This window comes from Brevundimonas sp. FG8, assembly GCF_057808845.1.
The window spans coordinates 194,375-207,901 of record NZ_JBMDIU010000005.1 but is presented as its reverse complement, the minus strand read 5'-3'; the positions used below and the strand labels follow the sequence as shown (position 1 = coordinate 207,901).

17 protein-coding genes and 1 tRNA gene are annotated in these 13,527 nt (G+C 68.7%); 11 read left to right on the top strand and 7 right to left on the bottom strand.

What is annotated here, in order from left to right:
- Nucleotides 1-209 precede the first annotated feature (209 nt).
- The 3 genes from ACODRV_RS11315 to ACODRV_RS11305 form a co-directional block, all read right to left on the bottom strand.
- Complete coding sequence (locus ACODRV_RS11315) at nt 210-407, bottom strand: hypothetical protein (protein WP_141627808.1); 198 nt, start codon at nt 405-407, stop codon at nt 210-212.
- Nucleotides 408-536: 129 nt separating this feature from the next.
- On the bottom strand, nt 537-1,223 hold the full coding sequence (locus ACODRV_RS11310) for a hypothetical protein (protein ID WP_205750772.1): 687 nt from the start codon (nt 1,221-1,223) through the stop codon (nt 537-539).
- A 56-nt stretch (nt 1,224-1,279) separates the two neighbouring features.
- Nucleotides 1,280-1,795, bottom strand: a complete 516-nt coding sequence (locus tag ACODRV_RS11305) for a hypothetical protein (protein WP_141627807.1) — start codon at nt 1,793-1,795, stop codon at nt 1,280-1,282.
- Between the two features lie 138 nt (nt 1,796-1,933).
- Here ACODRV_RS11305 and ACODRV_RS11300 point away from each other — a divergent pair, with 138 nt between their 5' ends.
- Together ACODRV_RS11300 and bamJ are read left to right on the top strand one after the other, a co-directional pair.
- Nucleotides 1,934-3,136, top strand: coding sequence for a threonine ammonia-lyase (locus tag ACODRV_RS11300; protein WP_488908376.1), 1,203 nt, complete (start codon nt 1,934-1,936; stop codon nt 3,134-3,136).
- Nucleotides 3,117-3,647: a BamJ family beta-barrel-assembly machinery protein gene (bamJ, locus tag ACODRV_RS11295; RefSeq protein ID WP_488908375.1), complete on the top strand. Its 531-nt coding sequence runs from the start codon at nt 3,117-3,119 to the stop codon at nt 3,645-3,647. The genes ACODRV_RS11300 and bamJ overlap by 20 nt, the downstream gene beginning before the upstream one ends.
- 3 nt (nt 3,648-3,650) lie before the next feature.
- On the opposite strand, the gene queG is transcribed toward bamJ, so the two are convergent.
- From queG to ACODRV_RS11280, 3 genes are all read right to left on the bottom strand, one after another.
- A complete protein-coding gene (gene queG / locus ACODRV_RS11290; protein WP_488908374.1) occupies nt 3,651-4,688 on the bottom strand; it encodes a tRNA epoxyqueuosine(34) reductase QueG in 1,038 nt (345 codons plus the stop codon).
- Nucleotides 4,689-4,787: 99 nt separating this feature from the next.
- Nucleotides 4,788-5,471, bottom strand: a complete 684-nt coding sequence (fzlA, locus tag ACODRV_RS11285; RefSeq protein WP_488908373.1) for an FtsZ-binding protein FzlA — start codon at nt 5,469-5,471, stop codon at nt 4,788-4,790.
- A gap of 36 nt (nt 5,472-5,507) precedes the next feature.
- Entirely contained in the window at nt 5,508-6,452 is a 945-nt protein-coding gene (locus ACODRV_RS11280) for a cation diffusion facilitator family transporter (RefSeq protein WP_488908372.1), read from the bottom strand.
- 135 nt (nt 6,453-6,587) lie between these two features.
- On the opposite strand from ACODRV_RS11280, the gene ACODRV_RS11275 reads away from it, so the two are divergent.
- Complete coding sequence (locus ACODRV_RS11275; RefSeq protein WP_488908371.1) at nt 6,588-7,742, top strand: citrate/2-methylcitrate synthase; 1,155 nt, start codon at nt 6,588-6,590, stop codon at nt 7,740-7,742.
- A gap of 29 nt (nt 7,743-7,771) precedes the next feature.
- A complete protein-coding gene (locus ACODRV_RS11270; RefSeq protein WP_488908370.1) occupies nt 7,772-8,572 on the top strand; it encodes an undecaprenyl-diphosphate phosphatase in 801 nt (266 codons plus the stop codon).
- Nucleotides 8,573-8,752: 180 nt separating this feature from the next.
- Here the strand turns inward: ACODRV_RS11270 and ACODRV_RS11265 are convergent, their stop codons facing one another.
- Nucleotides 8,753-9,724 carry a complex I NDUFA9 subunit family protein gene (locus ACODRV_RS11265; protein ID WP_141627799.1) on the bottom strand — a complete coding sequence of 324 codons (972 nt, stop codon included), beginning with the start codon at nt 9,722-9,724 and terminating at the stop codon, nt 8,753-8,755.
- Nucleotides 9,725-9,905: 181 nt separating this feature from the next.
- On the opposite strand from ACODRV_RS11265, the gene ACODRV_RS11260 reads away from it, so the two are divergent.
- From ACODRV_RS11260 to ACODRV_RS11230, 7 genes are all read left to right on the top strand, one after another.
- Nucleotides 9,906-9,992 (top strand) — tRNA-Leu (locus tag ACODRV_RS11260).
- 310 nt (nt 9,993-10,302) lie between these two features.
- Nucleotides 10,303-10,917 (top strand): ribonuclease D, encoded by a 615-nt coding sequence (locus ACODRV_RS11255; protein ID WP_141627798.1) that lies wholly within the window; start codon nt 10,303-10,305, stop codon nt 10,915-10,917.
- 12 nt (nt 10,918-10,929) lie between these two features.
- Nucleotides 10,930-11,586 (top strand): LPS export ABC transporter periplasmic protein LptC, encoded by a 657-nt coding sequence (gene lptC / locus ACODRV_RS11250; RefSeq protein WP_488908369.1) that lies wholly within the window; start codon nt 10,930-10,932, stop codon nt 11,584-11,586.
- Complete coding sequence (locus ACODRV_RS11245) at nt 11,586-12,062, top strand: LptA/OstA family protein (protein ID WP_141627796.1); 477 nt, start codon at nt 11,586-11,588, stop codon at nt 12,060-12,062. Before lptC ends, ACODRV_RS11245 begins: the two co-directional genes overlap by 1 nt.
- 19 nt (nt 12,063-12,081) lie before the next feature.
- A complete protein-coding gene (lptB, locus tag ACODRV_RS11240) occupies nt 12,082-12,873 on the top strand; it encodes an LPS export ABC transporter ATP-binding protein (protein WP_141627795.1) in 792 nt (263 codons plus the stop codon).
- Complete coding sequence (locus ACODRV_RS11235) at nt 12,873-13,301, top strand: GNAT family N-acetyltransferase (RefSeq protein WP_141627794.1); 429 nt, start codon at nt 12,873-12,875, stop codon at nt 13,299-13,301. Before lptB ends, ACODRV_RS11235 begins: the two co-directional genes overlap by 1 nt.
- Nucleotides 13,298-13,510, top strand: coding sequence for a DUF2200 family protein (locus tag ACODRV_RS11230; RefSeq protein ID WP_488908368.1), 213 nt, complete (start codon nt 13,298-13,300; stop codon nt 13,508-13,510). The genes ACODRV_RS11235 and ACODRV_RS11230 overlap by 4 nt, the downstream gene beginning before the upstream one ends.
- Nucleotides 13,511-13,527: the final 17 nt, after the last annotated feature.

Below are 13,527 nucleotides of genomic sequence, written 5' to 3'. Positions count from 1 at the left end.
CGGAAAATGCATAGAAACTCTAGGTGTGTTTGCTACCCAATGCCGGGGGAGGTTGGCTGAGCCGCGGGCGAAGCCGGGTGGGGAGGGCTCTAAGGCGATACAGCGCTTGTATCGCCGAGCCGCCCCCACCCTGTCGTCGCTGTGCGCCGACATCCCTCCCCGGGGCGGGGAGGGAGAATGCCGCGTGAAGTGTTTGAAGGCCGTCGGGCCTACCCGAAGAGCGTCGGCCCGACCAGGGCCGCCACGGCGACCGCGCCGCCGACCAGGGTCACGACAGCCCCGGCGATGAAGGCGCCGAGAACACGCGCGCTCTTGCGGCGGCGCAGGCCGCTGGATTTCACGCCGCGCAGGATGACGAACGGCTTGGGACCGAAAACCTCGGAACCGGAGATGTTGTGCTGGGACATGACGCTCCCCCTCGACTGCGCCCGCATGGGGCCATGCCGAGCGAAGCGGGTCGGAGCGGGCGAAAAAATGGCGAACGCCGCTCACCCACACATCCGTGATCGGACGAACATTGTCCGATTTTCAGAAGCTTAGCCGCACCAGACCAGTCGTCCGCTGTACGCGCGGTAATAGCCGCTGCCCGGATCGTAGGAGCGATAGGTCGCCCGGCACCAGTCGATGCGGCGTCCGTCCCGCGAGCCGGAGTACCGTGTATCGGCGTAGCGGCCGTAACGTCCGCCGCCCGGGAAGACCACGTCGGGCCGGCCATAGGCGCCTTCATAGGTCGTGCCGCCCTGATCGTGGCCGCCATAGCCGTAGCCATAACCATAGGCCCGCGAGCCATAGCCCCGGCGCGGTCCATAACCGTACCCGTTGTAGCCGTACCCGTAGCCATAGCCGTCCCCGTACCCGTAGCCGTAACCGTCCCCGGCCCGATACCCGGCCAGCTCCCGGTAGTCGCCGCGGGCCTGGGCGCTGACCCGGCGGCGCTGGTCGCGCCAGCGGTCGCCGCAGTCGTCGCGGCTGGCGTCCCAGAACCGGTCGCAGCGATAATCGCCCGGCCTGTCCAGCTGGCTGCGCCAGTCGAAGGTCGACGGCACGGCGTTCGAGCGATAGCGCGGCCGATAATACCGATCGTCCTGCGGATCATGGCCGCCGTGATAGCCGCTGTTCCCGTACTCGTACCCGTAGCCGTCGTAGGACTGGGCCGAGGCCGGGCCGCCGACCAGCGTCAGGGAGACGGCCAGACCGGCGGCGATCAGGAGGGCAGCTCGCATGGTTAATTCTCCGGGGCGGCCTGATACGCGGCCTCGAAAGACGGAACTGTACGCACTCAGGGCAGGGTGACGGCGATTCGTCCGCTACGCGTATCGACGCGCCGCATCAGCACCACGCGATCTCCCCCGGCGCTGACCGGGGTGATCAGGAACCAGCCGCCCGCGGGCAGGCCGGTGAACTCGAACCGACCGTCCTGGCAGGTCGCCGAGCGGACGAAGCCGCGATAGTCGGCGTTGGGATCGGCCACGGTGCGGGCGCGCACGACGGCTTCCGGGATCGCGGCGCGGTCGGTCGCCCCGTACAAGGTGCGGAAGCGGGCGCGGGTGTAGGGGGTGTCGGGCGTCAGGGCGACCGAGCCGGTGCAGGCGAAGGCCTGTCCGTCGCGGCGATAGTCGACGCGGCCCTCGATGGAGGCGCGACCGGCGACGGTCGACCAGTTGAAGTCTGCGGTGCTGAACGGGGCGGGACCGGCGGGTCCGGCCGCGCCGGTCGGCGTGGTCGCGCAGGCGGCCAGAACAGCCGCCGAGGCGCTGACGGCGGCAAAGGTCAGAACGGACCGGGCGATGGACATGAGCTCTCTCCATACAGGCGTGGGTCGAACGTCGGATCAGACGCTCAACGCCGCGATAAGGTCAAGGTTGCGGCCGTTTGGACCGTGGTCCACAAGCGCGCCACAAATCCGGCGCGAGACCGGCTATAGGGGACGTCCATGACAGTCACGTTTGACGATATTCTGGCCGCACGGGACCGCATCGCCGGTCAGGTCGACCGCACGCCCGTTCGCTACTCCCGCCGCCTGTCCCAGCTGACGGGCGCCGAGGTGTGGATCAAGTTCGACAACCTGCATTTCACCGGCAGCTTCAAGGAGCGGGGGGCGCTGAACCGCCTGCTGCAACTGACCCCGGACGAGCGCAAGCGCGGCGTCGTCGCCGCCAGCGCGGGCAACCACGCCCAGGCTCTGGCCTACCACGGCGGCCGCCTCGGCGTGCCGGTCACCATCGTGATGCCCGAGGGCACGCCTTTCGTGAAGATCGACGGCACGCGCCAGCACGGCGCCAATGTCGTCATCAAGGGGCTCGACTTCTCCGGCTCCACCGAGGAGGCCCACCGTCTGCGCGACGAGGAAGGCTTCATCTTCGTCTCGGCCTTCGATGACGAGGGAATCGTCGCCGGTCAGGGCGTCTGCGGGCTGGAGTTCATGGAGGATGCGCCGGATCTCGACGTCCTGATCATCCCCATCGGCGGCGGCGGCCTGATCGCCGGTTCGGCGTTGGCGGCCAAGACGCTGAAGCCGTCGATTCGCATCGTCGGTGTCGAGGCGGCCATGTACCCCTCCTTCAACGCCCGCCGGAACGGCGAGGCTCCGAAATGCGGCGGTCAGACCATCGCCGAGGGCATCGCCATCAAGGCCGTGGGCGACATCCCCTTCGCCGTCGCCGAAGGGCTGATCGACGAGGTTCTGGTCTGTCAGGAGGCTGATTTCGAGCGCGGCGTCTCCTGTCTCGCCACCATGGAGCGCACCGTGGCCGAGGGCGCGGGCGCCGGCGGTCTGGCCGCCATGCTGGCCTATCCGGACAAGTTCAAGGGCCTGAAGGTCGGCATCGAGCTGACCGGCGGCAACATCGACGCCCGCATGCTGGCCGTGGTCCTGAACCGCGAACTGGTCCGCGAAAAGCGGCTGGTGGTCTATCGCATCCTCGGCGACGACCGCCCGGGCATGCTGTCGAAAATGAGCGCCGTCATCGGTGGCCTTGGCGGAAACATCATAGACGTGGTGCACAACCGGCTGGCGCTGGACGTGCCGGCCAAGGGCGCGGAGTTCGACATCATGGTCGAGACCCGCGGCGAGGCGCACGCCGAAGAAATCAGACAGGGACTTGAAGGTGCGGGCTATGAACTCCGGATGGGTTAAGGGCGCCGCGGCGCTGGCCATGATCGCGGCTCTGGCCGCGTGCAATCGCGCGCCGGAGGTCAACGCCGCCGACGCCGAGGCCAATCTGCAGGCGGGCCAGACCTTCCTCGCGCAGAACGCCAAGGCCGAGGGCGTCCGGACCCTGCCCGGCGGCATCCAGTACAAGGTCGTCCAGTCCGGCCCCGCCGGCGGTGAAAGCCCCGACGGTAATGATCTGGTTCGCGTCGACTATGAGGGCTCGCTGATCGACGGATCGGTCTTCGACAGTTCTTACGAGCGCGGCGCCCCCGCCGTCTTCACCCTCGGCACGGTCGTCGAGGGCTGGACCGAGGTGCTTCAGCACATGAAGCCCGGCGACGAATGGATCGTCTACCTGCCCGCCGACAAGGGCTACGGCGAACGCTCCTCGCCCGAGATCCCGGCCAACAGCGTGCTGGTCTTCCGCCTGAAGCTGCTCGACATCTCCCGCGCCCCCGGCGGCGGACCCATCGGCCGCACCGCCAACGGTTGATCGTCAGCCGGGGCGCAGCCGCTCCAGCGCCCATTCCGCCGCGTCCCGCACCACGGGATCGGGGTCGTCCGTCAGCGCCTGCGCCGACGGGATCAGGTCCGCGTCCCCGCTGTTGCCGATGGCGTACAGCACATTGCGGACGAAGCGGTTGCGCCCGATCCGCTTGACCGGGCTTTTGGTGAACAGCGCCCGGAACGATGGGTCGTCCAGCGCCGCCAGATCGGCCAGCCGGGGCGAGACCAGACTGTCGCGCGCCTGCACCCGGCTTTCGCTGGCCGCCGCCGCGAACTTGTTCCACGGGCAGGACGCCAGACAGTCGTCACAGCCGTAGATCCGGCTGCCCGTCGCCTCGCGGAACTCCTCCGGCCACGGCCCGGCGAACTCGATGGTCAGGTAGGACAGGCACCGCCGCGCATCCAGCTGGAAGGGGGCGGGAAAGGCGTTCGTCGGGCAGGCGTCCAGACAGGCGGTGCAGCGGCCGCAGTGCTCGGTCTCCGGCGCGTCCGGCTCCATCTCCGCCGCGCTCAGGATCACCCCCAGGAACAGCCAGTTGCCGTGGTTCCGCGACAGCAGATTGGTGTGCTTGCCCTGCCATCCCAGACCGGCCCGCTGCGCCAGCGGCTTCTCCATCAGGGGGGCGGTGTCCACGAACACCTTCACGTCCTGCCCCGTCTTCGCCGCCACCTGCCCGGCCAGCGTCTTCAGCCGTCCCTTGATGACCTCGTGATAGTCGTCGCCCCGCGCATAGACCGAGATGTAGCCGCTCGACCGGTCCTCAAGCTCGGGGAGGGGATCGGTTTCAGGGCCGTAGTTCAGCCCCAGAACGATCGCCGTCCTCGCCCCGTCCCACATGGCGGTCGGATGGGCGCGGCGCTCCAGCGTCGTCTCCATCCAGCCCATCTCGCCGTGCCGTCCGGCCTCGACGAAATGCGCCAGCCGCTCCCCCGCGCTCCACGGCTCCGACGCCGATGCGAACCGGCAGACCTCGAAGCCGAGGTCCGCGGCGGCGGCTCTGATCGCGGTCTTGAAACGGTCGCTCATGGGAGTGAAAAGTGCTGGTGAGCGAATGGGTGAGCCAATGGCGTGGGCGACGGCGCAAACCCGTTCACCCCTCGCTCACTAGCACTTTTCACCCGCCAATCAGAAATCCAGATCCGTGTAGTGCGCCGCCGGGGCCACCCCGGGGAACCTGTCCGACAGCAGCGTGCGGAAACAGGGCCGCGATTTCAGCTTCATGTACCAGGTCTTCAGACCCGGATAGTTGGCCCAGCTGATCTCGCCGAAATAGTCCAGCACCGACAAATGGGCCACGGCGACGATGTCGGCCTGGCTCATCCGGCGCCCGGCCAGCCAGTCGCGCTCGCCCAGCAGCTTCTCCAGCATGACCAGATGGAATTTCAGCGCCTCGCGTCCGGCTCGCAGCGCCCGCGCCTCCGGCGGTCCCAGCCGCAGCAGGGGCTTCTCCATCCGCTCGTGCAGCAGCACGGCGTTGACCTCGTCATGGAAGCGACCGTCGAACCAGCCGACCAGCCGCCGCGCCTCGGCCCGCTCGAACGGGTCCGACGGCAGCAGGAAGGGCTCGCGGCCGCGATCCTCCAGCCAGCCCAGAATGGCCGACTGCTCGCACACCGTCAGCACCCGGCTGTTGGCCGTCGTCTGCAGCACCGGGGTCATGCCCGACGGATTCAGCGTGAAGATGGGACAGTCCGGCTCCCACGGCTTGACCGCGTTTTCCTCGAACAGAACCTTGGCTTCGCCCAGCGCCAGACGCGCGACGCGCGAGGCGGGATCAAAGGCGAAGTGAAAGAGGACGGACACCGACATCCGGCATTCCATGCGCCCAAGGCCGTTAAGCGGGCGTTAGTCATCAGCTCCGGTGGCGGCCGTATCCGGGTCTTTTTCCGCGATCCCGTCGACGGGCGCCGCATCGCGCGGGTCGGGGTGGATCATGATGTCGGCGTGCGGCCACAGCTCCAGCAACCGCGTCTCCGCCGCGTCCAGAATGTCGTGTGCCTCCGCCAGCGTCAGGCTGGGCGCCATGTCCACATGCATCTGCATCATCAGCACCGGCCCGGCCTGACGGGTCCGCAGGCGGTGCACGCCCGTGATCCGCGGATCGGACAGGATGGCCGTGGTGATCGTCGCCCGGTCGCTGTCCGAGGCCGTCCGGTCCAGCAGCTGGTCGGCGGCGCCCTTCAGCACGCCCGTCCCGCCCCAGAACAGCCAGACCGCGACCACCAGACCCGCCGCCGCGTCCAGTCCCGACGCCGACAGGAAGGCGCCGGACGCCGCCCCGATCAGGACCACGAGGTTCGCCGCCAGATCGGAGGCGTAGTGGGCGCGGTCGGCGGCCACGGCGGTCGATCCGCTGGCCTTGATCGCCCGGCCCTGCTGCCAGATCAGCCAGCCGGTCAGGGCCATGGAGATCAGGATCACCGACACGCCTGCCCAGCCGGCGCTGACCGGGCGCGGGTCGAACAGGCGCTGGATCGCTTCCCAGCCGATGAAGACGCTGGAGGCGAAGATCAGACCGGCCTGCACCAGCGCCGCCATCGCCTCGCCCTTGCCGTGGCCGAAGCGGTGTTCCTCGTCCGGCGGGGCGGCGGCCCAGCGCACGGCGAAGAAGGTGGCCAGCGAGGCGATCAGGTCCAGCGCCGAATCCGCCAGCGACGCCAGGATCGACACCGACCCCGACGCGCCCAGCGCAAAGGTCTTCAGCACGATCAGGATGACGGCCACGGCGACCGACAGGCGGGTCACGCCCCGTGTCGCGGCGTGAACATCATCGAGAGAAGCGGTGCTCATGAACGGCCTTGTCGCGGAAACCTGCGACCCTGCCAAGTCGTCGTACATACCGGCGTTAGCGTGTTCGTCACGAAACGGCCCCAAGGTCGCGGCCCATTATGGTTTCCGGAGTGTGACGGGACCGGGGGGACTGCGATGGAAACGACCGGCGAACGCTGGATCGGGCGGACGGAGGCCCTGGGACGGCTGGGGGTCAAGGCCCAGACGCTCTACGCCTATGTCAGTCGTGGCCGCATCGCCGCGCGCCCTGATCCCGCCGATCCGCGCCGCAGTCTCTACGCCGCCCGCGACATCGCGCGTCTGACCGGCGACCTGATCGAGACGGATGAGGCGCCGCGCGTCATGGAGCGCGGCCCCGCCGGGCGGGGCGAGGCTGATCTGGCCTCGTCGGTCAGCGTCATCGCCTCCGGGCGGCTGTTCTACCGGGGGCTGGACGCGGTCCAGTTGTCGGCGACCGCCACGCTGGAAGATGTCGCACGGACGCTCTGGGCCTCCCGCGCCGCCAACCCCTTCGCCCAAATCCGCCCCCGCGTCGGCGTCACCCCCGGGGGCTCGGCCCGCGCCCGCCTGTTCACCGCCCTCGCCCGTCGCGCGGACGAGGACGCCGATACGCCCGCCCGCGATCCGGAGGCCCTGCGCGTCGAATGCGCCCGCGTGCTCGATGAGGCGGTGGACGCCGTCGCCGGTCCCGGCCCGCGTCTGTTCCTGCACCAGCGCCTCGCCCGCTTCTGGAAGGCGCCCGAGCGCGACGCCCAGCTGATCCGCCGGGCTCTGGTCCTGTCCGCCGACGCGGGGATGGACGCCGCCGTCATCGCCACCCGCGCGGTCGCCGCGGGCGGGGCCTCGCCCGCCGCCGCCGCCCTCGCCGGGCTGACCGTCGCCGCCGCCTGCCGAACGGTGACGGAGCTGTCGCGCGCTTCCGGCTGGATCAACGCCGTCCGCCGCCATCCGGCGGAGGCGACGCGCGATCTCGACCGGGCGGGTTTCGGAGATCCCGACTGGAATGACGCCGACCCGCGCGCCCAGGCCCTGCTGGCCGCCGCCGACCTGCCCGCCGATCTTCTGCGCGTCTTGCGCGACGGTCAGGCCGCCGCTGGTCCGCCGCCCGGCTTCGCCCTGGCTCTCGCCACGGCCGCCCGGCGCATGGAGCTGCCGCGCGACGGGGCGCAGGACATCTTTCTGGTGGGGCGTCTGGCCGGTCTGCTGGCCCATGCGCTCGACCAGTCGCTTGACGGCTCGCCTATCCGGGCGCGCCTGCGCTATGTGGGGCCGGAGCCGGGCGCGCATTGAGGCGTCGGACCCGGCGATAAGGGAAATCCATGGCTGACTGGCTTGCGGCGATCCTCCTCGGTCTGATCGAGGGTCTGACCGAGTTCATTCCGGTGTCGTCCACCGGCCACCTGCTGCTTCTGCGCGAGGCTCTGGGCCTCACCGACTCGCGCTGGTCCTCCTTCGTGGTGATGATCCAGCTGGGCGCCATTCTCGCGCTCGTGCTGCTGTATTTCGGACGCCTGTGGAAGGTGCTGATCGGCCTGCCGACCGATCCGAAAGCCCGTCATTTCGCCATCAGCGTCGTGATCGCCTTCATCCCGTCGCTGCTGGCGGGGGCCTTTCTGTACGACTTCATCAAGGGCTATCTGTTCGAGACGCCCCAGATCGTCTGCATCACCCTGATCATCGGCGGTTTCCTGCTGATGGCGCTGGACCGCTGGGCGCCCACGCCGAAGCAATCCGACGCGATGCAGCTGACGTGGAAGACCTCGGCCCTGATCGGCCTGTTCCAGTGTCTGGCGCTGGTGCCCGGCGTGTCGCGCTCGGGCTCGACCATCGCGGGCGGCCTGCTGCTGCGCCTGGACAAGCCGGCGGCGGCCGAGTTCTCCTTCTTTCTGGCCATCCCGACCATGGTGGGCGCCTTCACCTACGACCTGATCAAGAGCGGCGGCGCTCTGGACCTCAGCTTCGGCTGGGTCATCGCCGTGGGCTTCATCAGCGCCTTCGTCGCCGGCCTGCTGGTGATCCGCTTCCTGCTCAGCTTCGTGTCCAACTACGGCTTCACGCCCTTCGCCATCTGGCGGATCGTGGTCGGGACCGTCGGCCTGCTGGCGCTCTGGCTGGCCTGAAGCGCGGCGCGAGGGAAGTGGCGAGTGGTTAGTGGCTAGTGGTTGGCCGACAGGGTGCAGCCGCAAGACCTGCGCCGCCCTTCCGCTGACAGTGCTGGCGGAAGGCGGCGGAAACCGTCCCGTCGCAGGCTGGTGGCCAGCTACTAATCACTCGCCACTAACCACTCCGCAGAAGGCGGCTCAGGCCGCCGCGGCTTCCGTCGCGAACTGGCCGCCCTTGCGGTAGCGCCACAGATAACCGGCGGCGACGGCTTCCACGCCCGTCGGCTCGATGCCCAGCGCGGCCAGGCCCTGGGCGCCGTCGGACACCACATTGTCCGTCTGCAGCAGCGTCACCTGATCCTCGGTCAGCACCGGCTTGATGCCGAACGCCGCCGTGATCTGGGCCAGACCGCCGATCGCCCTGGCGATGGGGAAGGGCAGGGACACCAGACCCGGCTCGCGATAGGTCTCCCGGGCCACCAGCTTCAGCACCTCCTCGAAGGTCATCACGGCCGGGCCGCCCAGCTCATAGGTCTGACCGTCCGCGTCCGTCCGGCTGATGGCGCGGGCGATGGCCTCGCCCACATCGCCGACATAGACCGGCTGGAATTTCGTCTGGCCGCCGCCGATGAGCGGCAGCACCGGCGACACCTGCGCCATGGCGGCGAACTTGTTCAGGAAGTCGTCGCCCGGGCCGAACACGACCGAGGGGCGCACGATGATGGCGTCCGGCTTCACCTCGCGCACCGCCATCTCGGCCTCGGCCTTGGTGCGGGCGTAGAGCGAGTCGCTCTCCGGATTGGCGCCCAGCGCCGACATCTGCAGCAGGCGCACCTGCGCCACCGCGCAGGCTTCCGCGATGGTGCGGGCCAGGCCGACGTGAAGGTCATGGAATTTGCGGCCGCCGGTCTCGTACAGGATGCCGACCAGATTGATCGCGGCGTCCGCGCCGTGGATGGCTTCGGCCACCTGCGCCGGGTCCGTCGCGTCGCAGCGGATGGCCTTGATCTGGCCGACCGTGCCCGCCGTCTGCAGCTTCCAGGCCCGGTCCGGGCGGCGGCTCGCCACACGGATGCGCCAGCCGCGACGCGCCAGCGCTTGCACCACCTGGGCGCCGACGAATCCCGCTCCGCCGAAGACGGTGATCAGGCCGGGGGCGACTTCGCTCATGTCAGACTCCAATGCGGACGGCGCGCGGGAATACCCTTGCACGACGGCGGATTAGACGATGGCGTGGGGCCTCGCAACGCAAACGCAAAAAATGCTGGAAAAGGTTGTTGACCCGGTCCGGGCACTGCCTTAGAGGTCCGCGCCTTCCAGACGGAAACGCCGCTTGCGGCACGGACGTTTGGCCCAGATGGCGGAATTGGTAGACGCGCTGGCTTCAGGTGCCAGTGACTGAAAGGTCGTGGAGGTTCGAGTCCTCTTCTGGGCACCAATTATTGAAAAGGCGCTGCATCTTCCGATGCGGCGCCTTTTCTCTTTTGGGCTCGATGTCAGCCGGTGCGCGGGCGTCTGACGCCGGTGCGGCGAAGTGATTGGTGGTTAGTGGTTCGATGCCGCTACCGGCTGGTCCCATCCTGACGCGGGCCGTTCAGCGGCCACCCACTAATCCCTATCCACCAGCCACTTTCCGGGCTCCGTCGTCTGAGGCGGCCCCGCCCACCAATCACCAATCACCAATCACCAATCACTATTCACCGCCCCGGCCCTCGCCTCCCAGCCGCCAAGGCGCTACCTAGCTCCCCATGACTGTTTATCTGCACGAAGGCGACCTGCCCGACGACCTGGACCTCGGCCCGGTGGTGGCTGTCGATTCCGAGACCATGGGCCTGCGTTTCCGCCGCGACCCGCTCTGCGTCGTCCAGCTGTCGGCCGGCGACGGAAACGCCCATGTCGTGCGCCTGAACCGCCCGGCCTATGATTGTCCGAACCTGAAGCGCGTGCTGGCTGATCGGAACGTGCTCAAGCTGTTCCACTTCGGCCGCTTCGACATCGGCATGTTCCAGCTGCACCTCGGTCTGGACACCGCCCCGGTCTATTGCACCAAGATCGCCTCCAAGTTGGCCCGGACCTACACCGACCGTCACGGCCTCAAGGACGTCGTGCGCGAGTGCGCGGGCGTGGAGCTGTCCAAGGCCCAGCAGTCCAGCGACTGGGGCTCGCCCGTCCTGACGCAGGCCCAGCTCGACTACGCCGCCTCCGACGTCCTGTACCTGCACGCCGTCAAGGCGCGTCTGGACGAGATGCTGGAGCGCGAGGGCCGCACCGAACTGGCCCGCAAATGCTTTGAGTTCCTGCCCACCCGTTCCGCCCTGGATCTGGCCGGTTGGGACGAACAGGACATCTTCGCCCATGCGTAAACTGGACGTCTGATGAGCAACGAGCCGGTGGAGACCCGCAAGGCCGAGGACGAGGCTCGCGTCGCCGCGACGGCCTCGGCCTTCCGCGCGCGCTCGCGCCGGGTCCAGCTGCTGCGTCGTCTTCTGCCGGTGATGATCCTCGTCCTCGCGGGCGGCACCATCAGCTGGATCGTCCTGCGCACCGTCATGTCCGACGTCGAGCGCAAGGCCGGGACCAGCCGCGAGGTCCGGCTCGACAATCCCATGTTCCACGGTCAGGACGCCCAGGGGCGCAGTTTCGTCATCGGCGCACAGGGCGCGGTGCGTGATCCGAACACTGGCCGCTTCCGTCTGGTCGGCCCGGCGCTGCGTCTTAATCTGGGCGGCCGCAAGGTCACCACACTCACAGCCGACGGCGGCGAGTATAACGAGGCGGCGAAGACCGTGACGATCGGTCCCAACGTGCGGATTTCCGACGGCGGATCCGGCTTTACGCTGGTGACGCCCGAGGCCGTGGTGAACACCGCGACCGGTGTCGTGACCGGTTCAAAGGGCGTTCAGGGCAACGGGCCTCTTGGAACGATCAACGCTTCGTCCTATGCGATTTATGATCAAGGCGAACGGGTCGTGTTCAGCGGCTCTGGCGATAACAAGGTGCGCGGGACCATCAACCCGTCGAGGTCGAACTGATGATCAACACCCGTCTCCTCACCGCCGCGGCGCTCGGCATCGGTCTTCTGGCCCTGCCGACCATCGGCGACGCCCAGAGCTTCCAGGGCAACCAGCCGATCATGTGGGGCGCCGATGAGAGCGCCTACAGCCCGACCGGCCTGTCCCTGCGCGGCCGCGCTGAACTGATTCAGGGCGAAAACCGTATCCGGGCCGACCGGGTCGAGGGCGCCATCACCAACGGTTCGCTTACGCGGGTCGAGGCGTCGGGCAGCGTCTATTTCGTCACCCCGGAACAGACGATCCGCGGCGACCGCGCCGTCTACACCCCGGCCAATGACACCATCGTCCTGACCGGCGACGTGATCCTGACCCAGGGCGAGAACGTCATCACCGGCTCGCGGCTGGTCTACAACACCCGCACCGAGTCCGCGCAGATGGAAGGCGGCTCCAACGGCCGCGTCCAGGGCGTCTTCTACCCCGAGCGGGGGAACTGAGCTTCGGCTCGGCGCGCTCGTGGCTCGCAAGGAACTCTCCGCCCTCAACGTCCATGACGCCGCCGCTCCGGCGCCGGTGGCGGCCGCGCGCCCCACGGGTTTGCGCGCCGAGAATCTGGCGCGCGCCTTCGGCCAGCGTCAGGTCGTCCGCGACGTCTCCCTGACGGTCCAGCGGGGCGAGGTCGCCGGCCTGCTCGGCCCCAACGGCGCGGGCAAGACCACCTGCTTCTACATGATCACCGGACTGATCCCGCCGGACACCGGCTCGATCTGGCTGGACGGCGAGGACATCACGGCCCAGCCGATGTACCAGCGCGCCCGCATGGGCATCGGCTATCTGGCGCAGGAAGCCTCTATCTTCCGCGGCATGACGGTCGAGCAGAACATCAAGGCGGTGGTCGAGCTGCACCACACCGGCCAGAAAGCCATCGCCGAGGAAACCAGCCGCCTGCTGGAAGAACTCCGCATCGACCACCTGCGGCAGGCCCCGGCCTCGGGCCTGTCAGGCGGCGAGCGTCGTCGCTGCGAAATCGCCCGCGCCCTCGCCGGCAAGCCCAGCTTCATGCTGCTGGACGAACCCTTCGCCGGCATCGACCCGCTGGCCATCGCCGATATCCGTCAGGTCATCCGCTATCTGGCGGGGCAGGGGATCGGCGTCCTGATCACCGACCACAATGTCCGCGAAACCCTCGAAATCATCGACCACGCCTCGATCATCTCGGGCGGCGCCGTCCTGTTCGAGGGCAAGGCCGAAGACGTCATCCGCGACCCCGAAGTCCGCCGGGTGTACCTGGGCGACATGTACGGCTGATGCCGGAAGGCTACGTCCTCGTCGAGCGCACGCCTGCCGTCGAGGACTATCTGCGTCTCCGCACCGTCGCGGGCATGGGGCGCAAGAGCGCGGAGGCCGCCGCCGCGGGCCTGCCGCACACCCTGTTTTCTGTCGTCATCGAGCATCAGGGCCGCGCCGTCGGCATGGGCCGCCTCGTCGGTGACGGCGCCCTCTTCCTTCAGGTCGTCGATATCGCGGTCGAGCCGGACCATCAGGGCCGGGGCCTCGGCAAGGCGATCATGGCCGCCCTCATGACCTGGACCGAGCGCCACGCCCTTCCGGGAACCTATGTCAGCCTGATCGCGGACGGCGAGGCCAAACGCCTTTACGCCCGGTACGGCTTCACCGAGACGGCTCCGAAGTCTGTCGGCATGGCCCGGCTGTTCCCGGTGGAGCGCGAGGCATGACCCACCGCATCTTCGCCATGCCTTTCGCCTCGGTCTATCCGGCCTATATCGCCAAGGCTGAAAGGAAGGGCCGCACCCGCGCGGAGGTCGACCAGGTCATCCTCTGGCTCACCGGCTACACCCAGCCGCAGCTCGACGCCCTGATCGCCGACAAGACCCCCGTTCGAGGCCTTCTTCGGCGACGCCCCCGCCCTGAACCCGGCCCGTGAACTCATCACCGGAACCA